Genomic DNA, 19,960 nt, shown 5'->3' with positions numbered 1-19,960 from the left:
TTAATTATGATAACCAAAAATCCAGCAAAACTTGCCATTAAAAACCTTAACTTTTATTATGGCAATTTTCATGCCCTAAAAAACGTCAATTTAGAGATTCAGGAAGGTAAAGTGACTGCGTTTATCGGGCCTTCGGGCTGCGGTAAATCAACACTATTACGCACATTCAACCGGATGTACGATCTTTATCCTAAATTGCGTGCTGAGGGTGAAATCATTCTGAATGGCAAGAATGTTTTAGACAGCGATGTCGATTTAAATATGTTACGCGCAAAAGTAGGTATGGTATTTCAAAAGCCCACTCCGTTTCCAATGTCAATTTATGACAATATTGCGTTTGGTGTAAAGCTGTATGAAAACCTACCCAAATCAGAAATGGACGATCGCGTTGAATGGGCACTACAAAAAGCAGCGCTGTGGAACGAGGCAAAAGATAAACTAAAACAATCAGGTTTAAGCTTATCGGGTGGCCAGCAGCAGCGGCTCTGTATTGCACGTGCTATTGCAGTTAAGCCTGAGATTTTATTACTCGATGAGCCCACTTCTGCGCTTGATCCTATTTCTACAGCACACGTTGAAGAGCTGGTCCATGAATTAAAACAAGATTACACCATTGCTATGGTGACGCATAATATGCAACAAGCGGCTCGCGTATCCGATATCACCGCTTATATGTATTTAGGTGAGCTGATTGAAGTCGGTGAAACAGACACGATTTTTACCACGCCAAAAGTTAAAGCAACCGAAGATTATATTACGGGTAAATTTGGTTAATTCGCACTTACCCGCACAAAAAGGCAAGCCATGTGCTTGCCTTTTTTATATCAGAATCAATGACGACCATTAAAAAAGGCAGCCTAAGCTGCCTTTTTTATAAGCCAATTAGATTGTTTTAGTTTTTTGCATCAATCTTATTATCAACGTAACGAACGCCTTTCACTTTTTCTGCAATCATCCCTGCCAGTGCAATTTGCTCACCTTCATCAACAGCACCTTCGATCGTTACATCAGCGTCTTTCGCTTTTACTTTTAAATTGAATTTCTGCAATACCAGATCGTTATCCAAACTACCTTTTACTGCGGCAGCCAATGCAACACCTGTCAATTTAGGATCAGAAGGCGCTTTTGCTTCCTGACCTGGTGTTGTGCTGCACGCTGTGAATAAGAAAACGCTGCACAGCAAAATCAGGCTGGTTTTTTTCATTGGTCGATTCTCTCTGATAGATATGGCGATGGTTTGGCCCCGAACGGGCATTTAATTTAAGCAATTCTAAGAGTATTAAGTTACAGAATTGTTTAATTACCATGACAAATCATTAAAAGAATCTCTAAGTATCCTGATTACAACTAAAGTTGAATATTTTTTATCTGAATAGCAGGATGAATAAACATCCACCCTGCCATTTCATTACTCGGCGTTCGCCTCAGCGCTCACCACTTTTGCAATGCGCTCAGCCCAATCGCGGGCAATGACCATATCAATATGCTCAACCATCACCCGCACTACCGGTTCGGTGCCTGAAGGGCGCAATAAAACGCGGCCATCTTCACCCATTGCAGCCTCTGCCTTGCTCACTTCGGCCTTGATAAGCTCCGAAGCATGGCAATCAAAGCCTTTAGCGATACGCACGTTTTTGAGCACTTGTGTCGATAGCACCAGATCATGACAATACTGAGCCAGCGTCTTGCCGCTTTCTTTTAAAGCTTGCAACACTTGCAGGGCCGACACAATACCGTCCCCAGTGGAGTGCTTATCAAGACACAGCAAGTGCCCCGAGCCTTCTCCGCCCACCAGCCAGTTATTAGCCAGCAGCTTTTCTAGCACATAGCGATCACCCACTTTTGCTCGCTCAAAACCAATACCCCGTGCTTTTAAACCATTTTCAACGCCTAAATTGGTCATTAAAGTACCCACCACACCTGCACCTAAAGTGCCTTTATCCTGACGATAGCAAGCCAAGGCATAGAGCAATTGATCGCCATCGATAATCGTGCCATCCCGGTCGATCATAATCAGACGATCGCCATCACCATCGAGTGAAATCCCAAAATCTGCACCTTCAGCCAGTACCGCTTTACGTGCGGTTTCGGGGTGGGTGGCTCCAACTTCTTCGTTAATATTGTAACCATTCGGTGCTACACCGATCTTGACCACTTCTGCGCCCAGCTCATGAAATACATGCGGGGCAATATCGTAAGTTGCACCGTGCGCACAATCAACCACCAGCTTTAAGCCACGCAGATCCAGCTCATTTGGAAAAGTGGATTTACAAAACTCGATATAGCGGCCTGCTGCATCGTCTACACGCCAGGATTTACCAATGCGTTTGGGCGACACGCAAGGCTGATTTTCATCAATTGCTGCTTCAATTGCTAATTCCACATCATCAGCCAGCTTTTTACCACCAGCACCAAAAAACTTAATTCCATTATCGTGATAAGGATTGTGCGATGCAGAAATCACGACACCAGCAGATAAACGTAGCGCGCGGGTCAGATAAGCGATGCCTGGAGTAGGCAAAGGGCCGGTCAGGTAAACATCAACACCAGCAGCATTTAAACCCGCTTGTAACGCGGCTTCCAGCATATAGCCTGACACACGGGTATCTTTACCGATCAGCACCGCAGCATGATCCCCATTGCCACGCTTACTCTCTGCGGCAAGTACTTTGCCTGCGGCATAGCCCAGCTTCATCGCAAACTCGGGAGTAATCGGGTATTCACCCACCAAACCACGTACACCATCTGTTCCAAAATACTTGCGACCCATTTTTCACCCCGATGTTTAATATGTATTTTGACTCACCTTTAGCAGGAGAGTATTGCTCAATAACAAACTACTAACTGGCAACTATTGTAAGGCATGCCAAATCTTTAAAGCATCCACTGTTTCCCTCACATCATGAACCCGAATCACCGCCGAGCCTGCTTGTGCAGCCATCAAAGCAGCAGCAATGCTGGCAGGCATTCTGTCAGCCACGGCCTGACCAGTAATTTGGCCCAGCATACTTTTACGTGAAACCCCGATCAATAAAGGCGTTGCTAACTGACCCAGCAAATCTGGCAAGGCTTTAAACAAAGCGATATTGTGTTCCAGCGTTTTGCCGAAACCAAACCCCGGATCAAGTAATAAGCGATGATGCGAGATCCCGGCAGCTAAAGCAGCATCGCGCCTTGCCGCTAAGTAAGCCGACACTTGCACTACCACATCCAGATAATTAGGCGTGGCTTGCATATTATGCGGATCCCCTTGCATATGCATCAGGCAAATTGCCGCATTACTTTGGGCAAGCAGCCCTAAAGCGCCTTTATCTTCCAGCGCAGAAATATCATTCACCAAATCAACGCCAGCATCTAGCGCTGCACGCATCACCACCGCTTTACGTGTATCAATAGATATGGGCACATTAAAGCTTTGCAGCGCTTTGATCACCGGTATCACTCGGCTTATTTCTTCATCAGCAGGCACAAAAGCTGCACCTGGCCGGGTTGATTCACCGCCGATGTCCAGAATATCGGCACCATCAGCCAGTAGTTTTTCTGCATGGGCCAGCGCCGCATTCATTTGACAGTAATGCCCGCCATCCGAAAAAGAATCGGGTGTGACATTCACAATTCCCATTAAGAGGGGGCGCTGCAAATCCAGCATAAAACGCCCGCATTGCAGTTTTTGCATTTTATTCCTTGTTGTTAAGTTTTCTGCAACAATGGCCAAAGCACTTATTCGGTGTATTTGGCAAAAAAAAAGCGGCCTATAATTAGGCCGCCCATTTTATTGATCACTATCGAGCAATTAAGCTTCTGTTGCTGGTGTAGTAATCACAGGTGTTGCTGGTGCTTCACCACTTGGGCGATCGCCACCACTGGGTGGATTTGGCTTCACTGGCAAAGCCTTAGGTGGCTTTGGTGTACGGCCTTGCATGATGTCTTCGATTTGCTCTGCATCAATGGTTTCCCATTCCAGCAAGGCTGCGGTCATGGCTTCAACTTTATCGCGGTTCTCTTCAAGCAAGCGACGGGCTAAGCCGTATTGCTGATCGATAATGCGTCGAATTTCAGCATCTACCTGCATCATGGTCGCTTCAGACATATTCTTATGCGTCGTTACCGAGCGGCCTAAGAATACTTCACCTTCGTTTTCGCCATAAACCATCGGGCCTAAAGCATCGGTCATGCCGTAACGCGTCACCATATCGCGTGCTAATGAAGTAGCACGTTCAAAGTCATTCGATGCGCCTGTCGTCATCTGATTCATAAACAATTCTTCGGCGATACGGCCACCAAATAAAATTGCAATTCTATCCATCAAATAACCACGATCATAAGCATAGCGATCGGCTTCAGGCAGCTGCATCGTTACACCCAGCGCACGGCCACGTGGAATGATGGTTACTTTATGTACCGGATCAGACTTAGGTAAAAGCTTAGCCACAACCGCATGACCTGATTCATGGTAAGCAGTATTGGTTTTTTCTTCTTCACTCATCACCATGGAGCGACGTTCCGACCCCATCATGATTTTATCTTTAGCCGATTCAAAATCGTCCATATCAACCAGACGCTTCACACGGCGAGCAGCAAACAGCGCCGCTTCATTCACCAAGTTAGCCAAATCAGCACCAGAGAACCCCGGAGTGCCACGCGCAATCACCTGTGCATCGACATCGTTAGAGATCGGCACTTTGCGCATATGCACGCCAAGAATCTGCTCGCGACCACGAATATCAGGCAATGACACCATCACTTGACGATCGAAACGGCCCGGACGCAGCAAGGCAGGATCAAGCACATCAGGGCGGTTGGTTGCCGCAATCACCATAATGCCGGAGTTGCCTTCAAAACCATCCATCTCAACCAGCATCTGGTTCAAGGTTTGTTCGCGCTCATCATTACCGCCGCCCATACCAGCACCGCGTTGACGACCCACCGCATCGATTTCATCGATAAAGATAATGCAAGGCGCATTTTTCTTAGCGTTTTCAAACATATCACGAACACGGGCAGCACCCACACCCACGAACATTTCAACGAAATCTGAACCAGAGATACTAAAGAACGGTACTTTGGCTTCGCCAGCAATCGCCTTAGCCAGCAGCGTCTTACCTGTACCTGGAGGCCCTACCAGCAAGATACCGCGTGGCATACGGCCGCCCAAACTTTGATACTTGCTAGGATCACGCAGGTAATCAACGATTTCTGATACCTCAGCCTTAGCTTCATCGCAGCCTGCTACATCAGCAAAGGTAATCACATTGGTCGCTTCGTCTAACAAACGCGCCTTTGATTTACCAAAGCTAAATGCACCGCCTTTACCGCCGCCTTGCATCTGGCGCATAAAGAACACCCACACACCAATCAAGAGCAGCATAGGGAACCAATTGATGAACAAGTTCATCAAGAAGCTCGGCTCTTCTTCAGCCTTTGCTGCAAACTTCACGTTGTGCTTGATCAGCGTATCAACCATACGAAAATCAAATGGAGCCAGTGTAGAGAATGCCGTGCCGTCGTTACGCTTGCCTTTAATAATCTGGCCGCGAATCGGGTTGCCCTCGATTTCTGCACTAGCAATACGATCAGCCTCTACATCGGCCATAAATTGCGAATACGCCACTTGCCCGCTTGCTTCTTGCTTGCGGGAAAATTGATTAAAGACTGTCATTAGTACCAGACCAATGACGAGCCAGATGGCGATGTTCTTGCCGAGATTGTTCACGGCGCTACTCCTGATTATCCCCGAGGGGATGAAAGAAAAAATTCTACGCGTTTAGGTTTAATAAGCTGTTGGCTTAACACTACCTGCTTCAGGCACTGAAATCCAATATGCTCTATCAGGCTTTTTTCTGCTTACCGAGCAAATAAGTTTCATTGCTACGATCACGCGAAGCCTTAGGATTGCGAGTTACAACACTGGTAAATGTCTCACGCATTGCGGTCATGTACTCAGTAAAACCATAGCCTTGGAATACCTTGACCAGAAAATGTCCATTAGGTTTCAATTGCTCACGAACAAAATCTAAAGCCAGCTCACATAAAAGCATACTACGAGCCTGATCCATTACGGCATTCCCCGTTATATTGGGGGCCATATCGCAAATCACAAGGTCTACCTGACGGCCAGCGAGTAATTCAGTGTACTGAGCCAGTACTTCTTCTTCCCGAAAATCGCCCTGAATAAACTCCACACCACGAATCGGCGTCATATCCAATAAGTCTAGCGCAAAAACGCGACCCGACTCACCTACATTCTGACTTGCGACTTGCGACCAGCTTCCCGGCGCCGCGCCAAGATCGGCAACCCACAGGCCTGGTTTAAATAATTTGTCTTTTTCATTGATCTCAAGCAGCTTGAAAGCCGCGCGTGCGCGGTAGCCTTCTTTTTTGGCCTGATGAACATAATGATCGTTGACGTGTTCCTTCATCCACGCATTACTGGAATTGCTACGAGCCATGAGGTAAAATTGCCTGTTTAGTCAAGGATTTGAAACAATGGAACTCACATCGGATCAGCGTCGCCACCTGAAAAGCTTGGCTCATCATATCGATCCAGTCGTAATGATCGGCAATAATGGCTTGGCAGACGCGGTAATCCGCGAGATTGCTGTTAATTTAGACGCGCATGAACTCATTAAAATCCGAGTTTTGGGTGATGATCGCGCCCTGCGTGAAGAATACCTGCAAAAGATCTGTTCTGAACTAGGTGCATCTGCCGTTCAACACATTGGCAAGCTGTTAGTGGTCTATCGCGCATCAAATAGCGATAAGCCACGGATCGTACTACCCAAGGCAAAAAAAGCCAAATAAACGGGTTTTACATGTATTAGGGCGGCTTAGGTCGCCCTAATCTTTGCGCCATGATGACTTAACGATCGCCATCAGACCAAATGTAAATTATACCAAACACACTCTGCAAAAGATAAATCAAACTGGAAATGGTATGCCACTGAGCCAGACCACCGCCAAACATCCCTTCCGCAGCAGTGCTTACAGCAGGCTTTAAACTGGCAATCAGCGGAAAGATAGCAAACTGATTAACCAGCGTGCATAACAACATCCCCATAACCAGCCAGAATTTTCCACTTTGTAATCCGCGCATGCCCATTTGCCAAACCCACCAAATGGCCAGATACACACCTGCAACAATCCCCACCCAGCCAATCGCGTGAAATAACTTGCCTGCAACCATGCCTGCCGTGGCTTTATCTAAGCCAGCAAACAGCGCAGGCGCTGCGATCACACCAATGGTCCACATACCGCCAATCCACAGTACGGTGAGAAGGTTTTTTAAACCTGAACCTAAGCCCATTGCGTTTCCAGATAAAAAAGCAGTTAAACAATGTTGCGTGAAGCCTAAGACTGAGCAAAAAAACTAAAAGCCGACGTTTATATTTATAAATGCAGGTTTAAAGTCCTTCCTGGCAAAGCAAATCAGGCTTCGCAGCCATCTTTAAATGTATTTCACGTCGAGAACTTCATACTCACGAATCCCGCCAGGCGCCATCACTTCGGCTACATCACCAGCATATTTGCCGATCAGTGCACGCGCAATTGGGCTGGATACGGAGATTTTAAATTCTTTGATTTCAGCTTCTTCGTCCCCAACGATCTGGTAAGTGACTTTGTTGCTGGTTTCTAAGTCTTCCAGATCAACCGTCGCGCCAAACACCACTCGGCCTTCGGCGGTTTCGGCAAGGCTGGCTGGCTCGATCAGCTGGGCATTAGAAAGCTTACTTTCCAGCTCAGCAATACGGCCTTCAACAAAGCCCTGTCTTTCTTTCGCTGCATCATATTCAGCGTTTTCCGATAAATCGCCGTGCGAACGTGCTTCGGCAATCGCTGCAATCACTGACGGGCGCTCTACGCTCTTAAGATTTTGCAGTTCGGCTTTTAGTTTTACCGCACCTTGTACGGTGAGCGGAATTTTTATCATTTCTTTACAGTCTCCATCCAAAAAGAAGAGCCGCCGTCACGAGTGGACGGCGGCTTTTACTTAAGTTCTTGTGAATGATATTTCATCAGAATGAAACATCATTCACGAACCTTAGGGCGTAAATTATCAGTGTTTGATCGTACGATGCAAGCCCTGCAGATCATAAACTCGCATTTCACCCAAATCACGCATCCCGATACACGCCGCTTTTGCACCTGCAATCGTTGTAAACACAGGTAAGCGGGCCTTCATGGCTTCATGGCGAATCGAGTAAGAATCCTGAATGGCTTGGCGACGTTCATCGACAGTATTCACTATCATGCCAATTTCGCCATTCTTGATCATATCAACGATATGCGGACGGCCTTCAGTCACTTTATTCACGCTTTGCACCACAACACCCGCGCCGCTGATTTCTGCGGCCGTGCCCTTGGTGGCAAATACCTTAAAGCCAAGTCCCGTTAAGACTTTAGCGCACTCAACTGCACCTGTTTTATCTCCATCACGCACCGAGATAAATACATTGCCCTGAGTAGGCAAAGCAACACCAGCAGCAAGCTGTGATTTTACAAATGCTTCGGCAAAAGTATCACCGACGCCCATCACTTCACCGGTTGATTTCATTTCCGGGCCAAGAATTGAATCTACGCCTGGAAATTTAATAAACGGAAACACCGCTTCTTTCACCGAGAAGAACGGCGGAATCACTTCCTTGGTCATGCCTTGTGAAACAAGACTCTGACCCGCCATACAACGCGCAGCGATCTTAGCAATTGGCAAGCTGGTGGCTTTTGATACATAAGGCACAGTACGGGACGCGCGTGGATTGACTTCCAGCACAAACACTACGGCGTCGCTTCCCTTGCCCTGAATCGCAAACTGCACATTCATCAGGCCAACCACGTTCAGACCCTTCGCCATTAATACCGTCTGGCGACGTAGCTCATCTTGAATCTCTTTCGACAAGCTAAATGGCGGCAAGGAGCATGCTGAGTCGCCCGAGTGCACGCCAGCCTGTTCGATGTGCTCCATAATGCCGCCGATCAAAACATCGGTGCCATCACAAATCGCATCCACATCCACTTCAATCGCGTCGTTCAGGAAGCGATCAAGCAGCACAGGACTGTCGTTTGATACCTTCACGGCTTCACGCATATAGCGCTCTAAATCAGACTGCTGGTGCACGATTTCCATCGCACGACCACCCAATACATAGGACGGACGAACTACCAGCGGGTAGCCAATTTCGGCAGCCAAAATCAAGGCATCGCGCTCATTACGTGCAGTGCGGTTAGGCGGTTGACGCAAACCTAATTCATGCAATAATTTTTGGAAGCGCTCACGATCTTCGGCGGCATCGATCATATCTGGCGTTGTACCAATGATAGGTACACCGTTAGCTTCGAGTGCGCGGGCCAATTTTAGCGGCGTTTGGCCACCGTATTGCACAATCACGCCTTCAGGCTTTTCGATATTGACGATTTCTAACACATCTTCGAGTGTAAGCGGCTCAAAGTACAGGCGGTCCGAGGTATCGTAATCGGTCGATACGGTTTCTGGATTGCAGTTCACCATGATGGTTTCAAAGCCATCTTCACGCAGTGCCAGCGCCGCATGCACGCAGCAATAATCAAACTCAATCCCTTGGCCGATACGGTTTGGGCCACCACCAAGAATCATAATTTTTCGATTATTAGTCGGCTGCGCTTCGCATTCCTCTTCATACGTCGAGTACATATACGCAGTATCGGTAGAGAACTCGGCCGCACATGTATCCACACGCTTATAAACAGGGCGGATTTTAAGTGCGTGACGTGCTTTACGCACAGCGGCTTGATCGGTATCTAGCAATGAGGCTAAACGACGATCAGAGAAGCCTTTACGCTTAAGGCGACGCATCGTTGCGTAGTCGATCGATTCAACCGCCGTGCCACGAATCGCGTTTTCTTCGATCACAAGATCTTCGATCTGGCGCAAGAACCAAGGATCAATCTTAGTCAGATTAAATACTTCATCCATGCTCATGCCAACGCGGAAAGCATCGGCCACATACCAAATACGCTCTGGGCCAGGATTAGCAATTTCTGCTTCGATCAGGCTGCGATCTGTGGTCATTTCATCAAAACCAGACATGCCGGTTTCTAAGCCACGTAGGGCTTTTTGCATGGATTCTTGCACCGTGCGGCCAATTGCCATCACTTCGCCTACCGACTTCATTTGTGTTGTCAGTTTATTATTGGCTTGTGGGAATTTCTCGAAAGCAAAACGAGGGATTTTAGTCACAACGTAGTCAATCGAAGGCTCGAACGAGGCAGGTGTTTTACCACCGGTGATTTCGTTTTGCAATTCATCCAAAGTAAAGCCAACTGCCAGCTTGGCGGCCACTTTAGCAATTGGGAAACCCGTTGCTTTAGAGGCGAGCGCTGAAGAGCGGCTGACGCGTGGATTCATTTCAATAACGATCATCTCGCCATTTTCTGGATTAGTCGCAAACTGCACATTTGAGCCACCGGTATCCACACCAATTTCACGCAATACCGCCAAAGAGGCGTTACGCATAATTTGGTATTCTTTATCGGTCAGCGTTTGTGCAGGCGCCACGGTGATCGAATCACCGGTGTGCACGCCCATCGGATCAAAGTTTTCGATCGAGCAGATGATGATGCAGTTGTCGGCGCGATCACGCACCACTTCCATCTCGTATTCTTTCCAGCCCAATACCGATTGCTCGATCAGCAATTCATTGGTTGGCGATGCTTCAAAACCACGATCACAAATTTCGACGAATTCTTCGCGGTTATAAGCAATACCACCGCCCGAACCACCCATGGTAAACGAAGGGCGAATCAGCGTTGGATAGCCAACCGTCGCCTGCACTGCAAGCGCTTGTTCCATATTATGTGCAATGCCCGATTTAGGCGTAGACAGCCCAATCTTGGTCATTGCATCTTTAAATTTACCGCGATCTTCGGCCTTATCGATGGCATCTGGCTTTGCGCCAATCATTTCTACGTTGTACTTTTCCAGTACGCCGTGACGCCACAGATCCAGCGCGCAATTCAATGCAGTCTGGCCGCCCATCGTTGGCAGCAAGGCGCATGGACGCTCTTTCTCAATAATTTTTTCAACCATCTGCCAAGTAATTGGCTCGATGTAAGTTACGTCCGCCATATTCGGGTCGGTCATGATGGTGGCAGGATTGCTGTTCACCAAGATAACGCGGTAACCCTCTTCACGTAGCGCCTTACACGCTTGCGCTCCGGAATAGTCAAACTCACAAGCCTGGCCGATCACAATCGGGCCAGCACCAATGATTAAGATGCTTTTTAAATCTGTACGTTTTGGCATTGCTCTACCCTCAAACCACTTTTCGCTAGGCTGTGCAGCCAAAGCTGCACAGTACGCCCTTTACACTGCTGCTTTTTGATCGCGCATCAAGCCAATAAACTTATCAAATAGATAAGCCACATCGGTAGGTCCAGGGCTTGCTTCTGGGTGCCCTTGGAAAGAAAACGCAGGTTTGTCAGTCAAGGCAATCCCTTGCACTGTGCCGTCAAACAGGGAGCGATGTGTCACCGTTACATTGGCTGGCAAGCTGGTTTCATCCACCTGAAAGCCGTGATTCTGGCTGGTGATCATCACATGCTTGCTGGCTAAATCTTGCACAGGATGGTTAGCACCGTGGTGACCAAACTTCATCTTGCTGGTTTTAGCACCGCTGGCAAGGCCCAATAACTGGTGGCCAAGACAAATACCAAACACCGGTAAATCTGCGGCTAGGATTTCTTTAATGGCACTAATGGCGTAATCACAAGGTTCAGGATCCCCAGGGCCATTCGATAAAAAGACACCATCAGGTTTTAAAGCGAGCACTTCACTGGCAGGCGTTTGAGCGGGCACAACAGTTAATTTGCAGCCGCGTTCAGCCAGCATGCGCAAAATGTTGTACTTCACGCCAAAATCGTAAGCAACAACGTGGAATTCTGGATTGGTTTGCTCGGTATAACCCGCGCCCAGTTTCCATTCACGTTTTGTCCATGCGAACGATTCTTTGCAGCTCACCACTTTGGCTAAATCTTGCCCAGCCATAGAGCCAAAGGACTTGGCTTTTTCGACTGCGGCAGCAGCATCGATATTGTCGCCAGTGACAATACAACCTGGCTGAGCGCCTTTGCTGCGCAAAATACGAGTGAGCTTACGAGTATCAATATCTGCAATCGCCACTACATTATTCTTAACGAGGTACTCGCCAAGACTCATATCAGAGCGGAAATTAGAATGTAAAAGCGGCAGATCACGGATGATCAGGCCAGCGGCAAACACGGAATTGGATTCCACGTCTTCCGGGCTTACGCCGTAATTACCGATATGCGGGTAGGTCAAAGTGACCATTTGCTTGGTATACGATGGATCGGTCAGGATTTCCTGATAACCGGTCATCGCCGTATTGAACACGACCTCACCAATGGTTGAGCCATCGGTTCCGATGGAAATACCATGAAAGAGGGTGCCGTCGGCAAGCGCAAGAAGGGCTGGTTTTGACACAGGCGGCTCCTGGGCGTTGCGCCCACAAGATTGAGTTCGGATATTTCTGAGGATGGCAAAACGGGATAGCTTTCGCCATCCCGCATGCACAAAATTGAGCCACATTCTACCGCAAAAGCCCTTATCCATCAACGTAATAAGGCAAGACCATCAGGAATAGATTGCAGGCTTACAGCAGCTTTTCAATCTCGGCACTCAGATCTTCCGGTTTTGTCATGGGCGCAAAGCGATCTACTACCTTACCTTGCTTATCTAGTAAAAATTTACTGAAATTCCATTTCACCGCCTCAATGCCCAATAAACCCGGCTTCTCTTCCTTTAGCCATGTGAAGAGCGGCGCGGCGCTTTCACCGTTCACGTCCACCTTGGCAAACATCGGAAAGTTAATACCGTAGTTAATCGTACAAAAGTCCTGGATCTCCACCTCATTACCTGGCTCCTGTGCACCAAACTGATTGCATGGAAAACCCAGTACCACAAAACCACGACCTTTATACCGCTCATACAGCGCTTGCAAGCCTTCATACTGAGGGGTAAAGCCACATTGACTCGCCACATTCACCACCAAAACCACCGAACCGGCATACTGAGCTAAATCAACCGTTTCCCCTGCTATGCCTTGCACGCTAAAATCACCAAGATTGCTCATCAATTTTCACCTTTTAGGACAACATGTTATTTAACCCATCCCGCGATGAAGCACGCCGCTTTTTTATTCAAGCATGGCAAAAGCATCAAGCGAATGCGCCACTGGCCGACATCGAAAAAATAGTCGCGGGTATTTTGCTGCATCACCCAGAATACCAGCCCATTCTAGCTGAAGAGTACTTAGATAAAGACTGGCCACCTGAATATGGCGAAACCAATCCTTTTTTACATATCAGCATGCATCTGGCAATTGAAGAACAAATCTCGATCGACCAGCCTGCTGGCGTAAAAGCCTTATACCAGCAGCTCTGCGAAAAACTATCACTAGAGCACACGGCCCTGCACGCCATGATGGATGGCTTGGGTGAAATGATGTGGCAAGCCCAAAGAAACCAAACCCCACCCGACCCAGAAGTGTATTTAGAAATATTGCGTTTTAAGGTGGGGCAGTTGAAGTAAGAAGTAACTTACTTAAGCGGTATCAACTCTTGCTTTAGCTCTTTTAAACGTGCCTCAATCGCCGATAAGAGATAAAAATCGCCACCACCTGCGTTTTGCGCCTGCTGCAGCTGCTCTATCGCTGCCGTATATTCACCAAGGCGGCTGTAATACTCGGCTTGGGCTTGATGCTGGCGGATTGCATCGCCCCGTGCATTTTGGATTTTAGAAATACGCTGCCAGATATAAGCATCAGAAGGATAAAGCTCGCTTGCGTATTGGGCGCTGGCTAAGGCTTCATTCAATTGCTGATTGGCAATCAGCGCGTCGATTTCGCCATAAACCAGTGCGCGGCTGGCGGGGAAACGTTTACTGGCTTCTTTAAATATTTGTAACGCGTCGCTTGGGCGCTTTTGTGCCAAGCGAATGCTGCCCGCCAAATATTCTAATGAGGAATGCGTTTTGCCCAAGGCTTGCTTGGCTTTTTGCAAAGAAGCCCATGCGCTATCTGCATCAAATGCCCTTAGCTGCGCCAAAGCCAAGCCATAAAGGTGCGATGGCAGGTGAGCGTATTTTTTTTCGCTCAATGTCTTACGATAATAGTCCAAGGCATCTTGCTCATCCATCTGCAAGAAGCGCGCTTTTTCGCGCACAAATAGGAAATCTAAAGAGTCTTTAAACTGCTGATAGGGCTTATCTTTTAAGCGTGCTTGCGCATCGCTAATCCGCTTATACGTCACCGGGTGAGTACGCAAAAATTCTGGCGCATTGCCCTCCCCTAACCGTGAATTCTTTTGCATGCGATCAAAAAAGGTGGGCATCGCCGCTTGATCGAAACCGGCTTTTTGCAAAGTCTGCATACCAAGCCGGTCGGCCTCTTGCTCAAACATATAGGTGTAATCGAGCTGGCGCTGAATCATATACGCTTGGCTACCCATCAAGCCCGCCATCGCCACATCGCCCTTACCTGCACTCGCGGCCACAATCGCCAAACCCAAAGCCGCCAGCGTGACCCAAGGTGCCATTTTTTGCCCTTCTAAAAGACGGGCAAAGTGATGCTGAGTCACGTGGGCAATTTCATGAGAGAGCACCGAAGCCAGCTCTGATTCATGCTGAGCCAGCACAATTAAGCCGGTATGCACCCCAACAAGACCGCCGGGAATGGCAAAGGCATTGATGCTGCGATCGAGCATTGGGAAAAAAACAAATTGGACTCCAGTTTCGCCACTGGCATCAAGTAAACGCCCACCCAGCTGCCTTAGATATGCAACCAGCTCCGGGTCTTCGCTCATGGCGCCGCTGCGCCGCAACTCACGCATGGCCGACTCGCCAATTTGCCGCTCTTGCAAAGGGCTTAAGCCCTCTTGCGAAGATTCACCCAAATTAGGTAACTGCACCTCGGCCTGCAAAGGGGCTGCGACCAAGCTTGCTGCCAGAATCAATGCCAATAATCGTCGAGACAAATTAAGCTCCTATTAGCCAGCTTGCGGCACCGACCAGCACTAAATAACGTGCGACCTTACCCAACAACATCCACAGCGCAACTTGCCGCCAAGGCCAACGCAGCCAACCGGCCACACCACATAAAACATCGCCTACCACCGGCAGCCAAGTCAGCAATAAACTGATTGGGCCAATTCTCTGCGCCCAAGCTACAGCCTTGCCTTGGGGGGCAGCAGGCAGACGGCGCCCCATCCAAACCGTAAGCAAGCCGCCCAAGGTATTACCCGCCGTAACCACCAATAAGGCGGGAATTAATCCCTGGGAATTAAAATGTAGATAGGCCAACAGGGCCGCTTCAGAATTACCCGGCAGCAAGGTAGCAGATAAAAAAGCCGAGGCAAACAAGCCCGATAGCCAAGCTGGCTCAATGATCAAAAGCGAAAATCTTCTTGGGCATGGGCGCTGATCGCCTTGCTTAAATCAGCATAAAACTCACCCGCCTCACGGGTGCTTTGCCAAACGCCAGCCTGCAAGCGATAGTGATAACCGCCAGAGCGTGCCGCAATCCATAACTCTTGGTTGGCTGAATGGCGGTTTACAATGATTTTGCTACGATCTTCAAATTCGATTTCTAATACATTACCAGAGAGCAAGGTATCTACATCTAGCCCGCTATCATCCAGTGCCGCTTCAATTTTTGCGAATACGCTATCGCTGAGGTCAAGAAACTCGGACTCGGTCATTCAATCTATTCCCTGCATGTTAGAATTGCGATTCTGCCACTAAATACTGACTAGTAGCCAAAATGATACGTGCGCTGTTATTACTATTGACCATTGCCACTCTTACAGCTTGCGGATTTAAAGGTGGCCTGTATCTGCCTGAAAAACCAGCCAGCACCACAGCCAGTGCGCCAGCGGCATCCAAATAGCTCTGGTACTAGGGTTGGCACGCATTTGTGCCCACTATGCGCATCACTAAAGACAAAAACTAAGCAAAAAAGCTGCTTTTCATAGGGTGTGCAAGTCGTTTTTCTTGCGCACCGTCCTTCTGCTCTCCGACTGCGTCGTTGTACACCCTATAAAAACCGATTCGCTCCATGACAAAAACTGTAGTGATACATATAGGGCACGCTTTTGCGCCCACGCGCTCGAATTGAATGACATGGTAATCGCGTGGGCACGATAAAACGCTGTGCCCACCCTACATGATTGAAATGGTTTTCCCCAGCACATGGGTGGTTAAAACAATGGCGGTAGAGGTCGAGCCAAAAGCATTCAGCTCATTAATAATGCGCTGCAAATGCTCTACGTCGGTGGCCAGCACCCGCATCACCGCACCATCCTCACCTGTTACCGTATAGCAATCGATAATTTCTGGGCAATCTGCCACAAATTGCGCGTAAGGCCTGCCTTGCTGGGTGGATAGCCGGATCATGGCGGTAATCTGATAGCCCAAGGCCTTGGGATTAATATCGGCCCGATAGCCGCGAATTACATTGCTGCTCTCTAATCTTTTAATCCGTTCGGAAACCGCAGGCTGGCTCAGATGCACTTGCCGCCCTATTTCTGCATGCGACATACGCGCATCAGTCTGCAAAAGCTGTAGGATTTTCTGGTCAAAAAGATCGATTTTCGGATTCATAAGCAGACTCGATATATTTCCAGTAAAACGCATGGTGAATCCGGTATTTACTTATTAAATACCCTGTATTCCAAATAAATACCTTGCTAGTATAAGTCCATTATATCTACTTACTGCGCCAAAGCCATGATATCAAATAGCCAGATTGCCAAGATTGCCGACCAATTTTCTACCCCTTGCTGGGCCTATGATGCGGCAACTATTCGAGCGCAAATTGCCCGTCTGCGCCAATTTGATGTGATTCGCTTTGCGCAAAAAGCATCAAGCAATATCCATTTGCTCAAACTGATGCGTGAAGAAGGCGTGCTGGTGGATTCGGTTTCGCTAGGCGAAGTAGAGCGAGCGCTGGCGGCAGGCTTTGTGCCAGATAGCCACGCCAAACATGCGCCGATTGTTTTTACTGCCGATCTTTTAGATAAAAAGGCTTTAGCGCGGGTAGTTGAGCTCAATATCCCGGTGAACTGTGGCTCGCCACAAATGCTGGAGCAACTAGGGCTGGCCCACGCTGGCCATCCGGTTTGGCTGCGCATCAACCCCGGCTTTGGCCACGGTCATAGCCGTAAAACCAATACCGGTGGCGAGCAAAGTAAGCATGGTATTTGGTTTGAGCATTTAGCAGAAAGCCTAGCGCTGATCGCCCAATACAAGCTCAAGCTGATCGGCCTGCATATGCATATTGGCTCGGGCGTCGATTACGATCATTTGCAAAGCGTTTGCGATGCAATGATTGCCCAGGTCAAAACCTGCGCTCAGGATTTATCGGCGATCTCTATCGGCGGCGGCTTATCGATTCCTTACCAAGTAGGGGAAGCGATTGTCGATACCGATCACTATTTCCAGATTTGGGATAAGGCGCGTCAAGAAATTGAAGCGCATTTGGGCCACAAGATCAGCATGGAAATCGAACCTGGCCGCTTTTTAGTGGCGCAATCGGGCTGCTTGATTTCTGAGCTGCGTGCGCAAAAGCAAGTCGGGAGCAACTTCTTTGCCTTGGTTGACGCGGGGTTTAATGATCTGGCCCGCCCAGCAATGTATGGCAGCTATCACCGCATCAGCAGTTATGCGCCGGATGGTACACCACGCAGCGGCGCACTTCGCCCCACCGTTGTAGCTGGGCCTTTATGCGAATCTGGCGATGTATTTACCCAGATTGAAGGCGGGGAAGTCACCACTCAAGATTTGCCACATTGTGAAATAGGCGACTTGCTGGTGTTTCACGATACTGGCGCATACGGTGCAAGCATGTCATCCAATTACAATTCACGGCCACTCATCCCAGAAGTGCTGGTTGATGGCGATCAGATCACCCAAATCCGCCGCCGACAAACCGTGCAGGAATTGCTTGCGCTGGAAATGTAAGCACCCTTTTTAATTCCCCTTGTGCGCCTTGCGATAATCCCAAGGCGGCAGGGGCTCGCTTTCTTGCCAAAGCCCTATTTTGCCCAGCCGAGCTTGCTGCTCTAGGCTTTGGTAGCGGTCATAATCAGCGGAGCTTTGCTTCCCTCTGGCAAAGTACTGATAGTGCCAGGCAAAGCCCGCCTTAATTTGCTCACTATTAATATCTGTACTTCCCACGTACAAGACCACCACTTTGCGCTGATAGCGATCGCTATCCATTACCTGCACTTGAACTCGCTTTCGATAAACCCATCGATCCAGATTACGCCGCGCCTCGCTAGCAAAAGGCTGGCTGTATTCGGGGGCATCAATAAAAGCCAAGCGTAGCTGATGCTCTTGGTTTTGATCATCACGGATCACCAGCGAATCCCCGTCCTTTACCTTAATCACGACGCCATTGATTAAGGCCCGACTAGGCTCGTCGGCTCTGCAGGCGGTGAGTAAGAAAAACACCAAACACAATCTAAACATCGCCCGCGCCTTGCTTGCAAAGTTCTGTATAGCAGCTGTGCAGTGTAAAGCTTTACTTCGCCCTGATCGCCCGCCACAACAAGCGCGGCCAGTCTTGCCAAGTTAATACGGGGCGATGACGAAATACATCAGGCTGCACTTTCAGTTTTTCTAAAATCGCATCGCCGCCCAAAATGGTAAGGCGGATTTCTAGGCCAATCCGGCCGGGTAAAATTTTGCCGAGCGGCGCGCCTGCGTGCAGCATTTTCTGGCTGCGCCTCACCTGAAACGCCATTAAGCGCCGCCAGTTTGCATCCACTTCACCTGCGGCAATTTGCGCTTCGCTTACCCCGAAGCGTTCTAAATCGGCTTGTGGTAAATAAACACGGCCATTGGCCCAGTCTTTTTCTACATCTTGCCAAAAATTAATCAACTGCAAGGCGCTACAAATACCATCAGATAAGGCCAGATTGCGCGATGAGGCAAGGCCAAAGATATAGAGCAAAATGCGCCCAACTGGGTTGGCCGAGCGCCGGCAGTAATACATCAGCTCGCCAAAATCAGCAAAGCGATGCTTTGTCACATCTTGTGTAAACGCATCAAGCAGGTCGTGATAAAGCTGGATAGGGATTTGATATTGATGCGTGGCCACAGCAAGGGCTTGATAGCGCGCGGTAAGCGGGGTTTGCTTTGCTGAAATTAAATCTAACTCTGCTCGGCATGCTGCCAGTGCGCTTAAACGCTCTTCTGGCGAGGCGTCCCCCTCATCGGCCAAATCATCGGCATGGCGAGCAAAGTGATAAACCGCCGCCACCGCTTTGCGATATTTGCGGGGTAATACTAAGGACGCAACAGGGAAGTTTTCATAATGCCCCACGGCTTGTTCGGGTGTAATTGCAACCATTAGCTGAACCTAATCTGACACGAAAAGCGCACACCAACAAGGCATGCTATATTTAAGCCGCATTGCCTCAGTTGGGGCATTGGCCCGCGTGTTTATCTTAAATTAAAGGGAATCTCATGAAAAAATGGCTTATTGCCTTGCTAAGTGCCTTTGCTCTTAGTGGTATGACTCTTGCTGCTGTAGATATTAACACCGCCAGCCAAGAACAACTGGAAGCGGTTAACGGGCTTGGGCCTGCTAAAGCCAAAGCGATTATCGAATATCGCAGTAAAAATGGCCCGTTTAAAAGCGCAGAAGACCTAAAGAAAGTTCCCGGCATTAAAGATGGCGTTTTCAATAAAGTAAAAGCGGAAGTATCAGTGGGCGGCAAAATGGCAGCGCCTGCAGCCGCCGCTAAAGTAGAAAAGATGGAAAAGCCCATGAAAGCCAGCCAAGCCGCAAGCAAAATGGAAAAAGCCGATAAGGCAGTAAAAGCCAGCATGCCTGCTAAAAAATAAGCAGCACAAATTACAAAAAGGCACCTGAGGTGCCTTTTTTTATACCTATTTCTATTTATACGCGCC

22 protein-coding genes are annotated in these 19,960 nt (G+C 48.5%); 6 read left to right on the top strand and 16 right to left on the bottom strand.

The genetic code is table 11. The features are described 5' to 3' along the window. Nucleotides 1-6 precede the first annotated feature (6 nt). The gene (pstB, locus tag ACFQNF_RS19150; protein ID WP_380189711.1) at nucleotides 7-774 is read left to right on the top strand and encodes a phosphate ABC transporter ATP-binding protein PstB; all 768 of its coding nucleotides are present in this window, start codon (nucleotides 7-9) and stop codon (nucleotides 772-774) included. Nucleotides 775-892: 118 nt separating this feature from the next. Here the strand turns inward: pstB and ACFQNF_RS19145 are convergent, their stop codons facing one another. The 5 genes from ACFQNF_RS19145 to rlmE form a co-directional block, all read right to left on the bottom strand. Next, nucleotides 893-1,204 carry a BON domain-containing protein gene (locus ACFQNF_RS19145; protein ID WP_380189709.1) on the bottom strand — a complete coding sequence of 104 codons (312 nt, stop codon included), beginning with the start codon at nucleotides 1,202-1,204 and terminating at the stop codon, nucleotides 893-895. 204 nt (nucleotides 1,205-1,408) lie between these two features. Next, nucleotides 1,409-2,770 (bottom strand): phosphoglucosamine mutase, encoded by a 1,362-nt coding sequence (gene glmM, locus ACFQNF_RS19140; RefSeq protein WP_380189707.1) that lies wholly within the window; start codon nucleotides 2,768-2,770, stop codon nucleotides 1,409-1,411. 81 nt (nucleotides 2,771-2,851) lie between these two features. Then, nucleotides 2,852-3,676, bottom strand: coding sequence for a dihydropteroate synthase (folP, locus tag ACFQNF_RS19135; protein WP_380189705.1), 825 nt, complete (start codon nucleotides 3,674-3,676; stop codon nucleotides 2,852-2,854). A gap of 117 nt (nucleotides 3,677-3,793) precedes the next feature. Beyond that, complete coding sequence (gene ftsH / locus ACFQNF_RS19130; RefSeq protein ID WP_380189703.1) at nucleotides 3,794-5,713, bottom strand: ATP-dependent zinc metalloprotease FtsH; 1,920 nt, start codon at nucleotides 5,711-5,713, stop codon at nucleotides 3,794-3,796. 115 nt (nucleotides 5,714-5,828) lie between these two features. After that, nucleotides 5,829-6,449: a 23S rRNA (uridine(2552)-2'-O)-methyltransferase RlmE gene (rlmE, locus tag ACFQNF_RS19125; protein ID WP_380189700.1), complete on the bottom strand. Its 621-nt coding sequence runs from the start codon at nucleotides 6,447-6,449 to the stop codon at nucleotides 5,829-5,831. Between the two features lie 37 nt (nucleotides 6,450-6,486). Between rlmE and yhbY the strand changes: the two genes are divergently transcribed. Further along, complete coding sequence (yhbY, locus tag ACFQNF_RS19120; protein ID WP_380189698.1) at nucleotides 6,487-6,801, top strand: ribosome assembly RNA-binding protein YhbY; 315 nt, start codon at nucleotides 6,487-6,489, stop codon at nucleotides 6,799-6,801. 58 nt (nucleotides 6,802-6,859) lie between these two features. Here the strand turns inward: yhbY and ACFQNF_RS19115 are convergent, their stop codons facing one another. From ACFQNF_RS19115 to ACFQNF_RS19095, 5 genes are all read right to left on the bottom strand, one after another. Then, nucleotides 6,860-7,303: a DUF4149 domain-containing protein gene (locus ACFQNF_RS19115; protein WP_046352300.1), complete on the bottom strand. Its 444-nt coding sequence runs from the start codon at nucleotides 7,301-7,303 to the stop codon at nucleotides 6,860-6,862. Nucleotides 7,304-7,444: 141 nt separating this feature from the next. After that, nucleotides 7,445-7,927: a transcription elongation factor GreA gene (greA, locus tag ACFQNF_RS19110; protein WP_046352301.1), complete on the bottom strand. Its 483-nt coding sequence runs from the start codon at nucleotides 7,925-7,927 to the stop codon at nucleotides 7,445-7,447. Nucleotides 7,928-8,053: 126 nt separating this feature from the next. Further along, nucleotides 8,054-11,275: a carbamoyl-phosphate synthase large subunit gene (gene carB / locus ACFQNF_RS19105; protein ID WP_380189695.1), complete on the bottom strand. Its 3,222-nt coding sequence runs from the start codon at nucleotides 11,273-11,275 to the stop codon at nucleotides 8,054-8,056. A 60-nt stretch (nucleotides 11,276-11,335) separates the two neighbouring features. Then, entirely contained in the window at nucleotides 11,336-12,472 is a 1,137-nt protein-coding gene (gene carA / locus ACFQNF_RS19100; RefSeq protein WP_380189693.1) for a glutamine-hydrolyzing carbamoyl-phosphate synthase small subunit, read from the bottom strand. 169 nt (nucleotides 12,473-12,641) lie between these two features. Then, complete coding sequence (locus tag ACFQNF_RS19095) at nucleotides 12,642-13,121, bottom strand: glutathione peroxidase (protein ID WP_380189691.1); 480 nt, start codon at nucleotides 13,119-13,121, stop codon at nucleotides 12,642-12,644. Between the two features lie 23 nt (nucleotides 13,122-13,144). Between ACFQNF_RS19095 and ACFQNF_RS19090 the strand changes: the two genes are divergently transcribed. Next, nucleotides 13,145-13,579 (top strand): DUF1841 family protein, encoded by a 435-nt coding sequence (locus ACFQNF_RS19090; RefSeq protein ID WP_380189689.1) that lies wholly within the window; start codon nucleotides 13,145-13,147, stop codon nucleotides 13,577-13,579. 8 nt (nucleotides 13,580-13,587) lie between these two features. On the opposite strand, the gene ACFQNF_RS19085 is transcribed toward ACFQNF_RS19090, so the two are convergent. From ACFQNF_RS19085 to cyaY, 3 genes are read right to left on the bottom strand one after another with little or no spacing between them, the layout of a single operon-like run. Continuing rightward, nucleotides 13,588-15,021, bottom strand: a complete 1,434-nt coding sequence (locus ACFQNF_RS19085) for a M48 family metalloprotease (RefSeq protein ID WP_380189687.1) — start codon at nucleotides 15,019-15,021, stop codon at nucleotides 13,588-13,590. A gap of 1 nt (nucleotide 15,022) precedes the next feature. Then, nucleotides 15,023-15,436 (bottom strand): YqaA family protein, encoded by a 414-nt coding sequence (locus ACFQNF_RS19080; protein WP_380189685.1) that lies wholly within the window; start codon nucleotides 15,434-15,436, stop codon nucleotides 15,023-15,025. Further along, a complete protein-coding gene (gene cyaY / locus ACFQNF_RS19075) occupies nucleotides 15,433-15,744 on the bottom strand; it encodes an iron donor protein CyaY (RefSeq protein ID WP_380189683.1) in 312 nt (103 codons plus the stop codon). The genes ACFQNF_RS19080 and cyaY overlap by 4 nt, the downstream gene beginning before the upstream one ends. A 62-nt stretch (nucleotides 15,745-15,806) precedes the next feature. Here cyaY and lptM point away from each other — a divergent pair, with 62 nt between their 5' ends. After that, nucleotides 15,807-15,932, top strand: a complete 126-nt coding sequence (lptM, locus tag ACFQNF_RS19070) for an LPS translocon maturation chaperone LptM (RefSeq protein WP_156455205.1) — start codon at nucleotides 15,807-15,809, stop codon at nucleotides 15,930-15,932. Between the two features lie 272 nt (nucleotides 15,933-16,204). Here lptM and ACFQNF_RS19065 read toward each other — a convergent pair whose 3' ends face one another. After that, nucleotides 16,205-16,645, bottom strand: coding sequence for an Lrp/AsnC family transcriptional regulator (locus ACFQNF_RS19065; RefSeq protein ID WP_380189681.1), 441 nt, complete (start codon nucleotides 16,643-16,645; stop codon nucleotides 16,205-16,207). A gap of 126 nt (nucleotides 16,646-16,771) precedes the next feature. Between ACFQNF_RS19065 and lysA the strand changes: the two genes are divergently transcribed. After that, the gene (lysA, locus tag ACFQNF_RS19060; protein WP_380189679.1) at nucleotides 16,772-18,004 is read left to right on the top strand and encodes a diaminopimelate decarboxylase; all 1,233 of its coding nucleotides are present in this window, start codon (nucleotides 16,772-16,774) and stop codon (nucleotides 18,002-18,004) included. A gap of 9 nt (nucleotides 18,005-18,013) precedes the next feature. On the opposite strand, the gene ACFQNF_RS19055 is transcribed toward lysA, so the two are convergent. Next, a complete protein-coding gene (locus tag ACFQNF_RS19055) occupies nucleotides 18,014-18,514 on the bottom strand; it encodes a thermonuclease family protein (protein WP_380189677.1) in 501 nt (166 codons plus the stop codon). A gap of 52 nt (nucleotides 18,515-18,566) precedes the next feature. Beyond that, nucleotides 18,567-19,397, bottom strand: a complete 831-nt coding sequence (gene hpnC, locus ACFQNF_RS19050; protein ID WP_380189675.1) for a squalene synthase HpnC — start codon at nucleotides 19,395-19,397, stop codon at nucleotides 18,567-18,569. Nucleotides 19,398-19,513: 116 nt separating this feature from the next. Between hpnC and ACFQNF_RS19045 the strand changes: the two genes are divergently transcribed. Continuing rightward, nucleotides 19,514-19,894, top strand: coding sequence for a ComEA family DNA-binding protein (locus tag ACFQNF_RS19045; protein WP_380189673.1), 381 nt, complete (start codon nucleotides 19,514-19,516; stop codon nucleotides 19,892-19,894). Nucleotides 19,895-19,960: the final 66 nt, after the last annotated feature.

The organism is Iodobacter arcticus (assembly GCF_042664895.1).
Taxonomy (GTDB): Bacteria; Pseudomonadota; Gammaproteobacteria; order Burkholderiales; family Chitinibacteraceae; genus Iodobacter; species Iodobacter arcticus.
The sequence above is the reverse complement of the archived record's forward strand: the minus strand, read 5'-3'. Positions and strand labels throughout refer to the sequence as shown.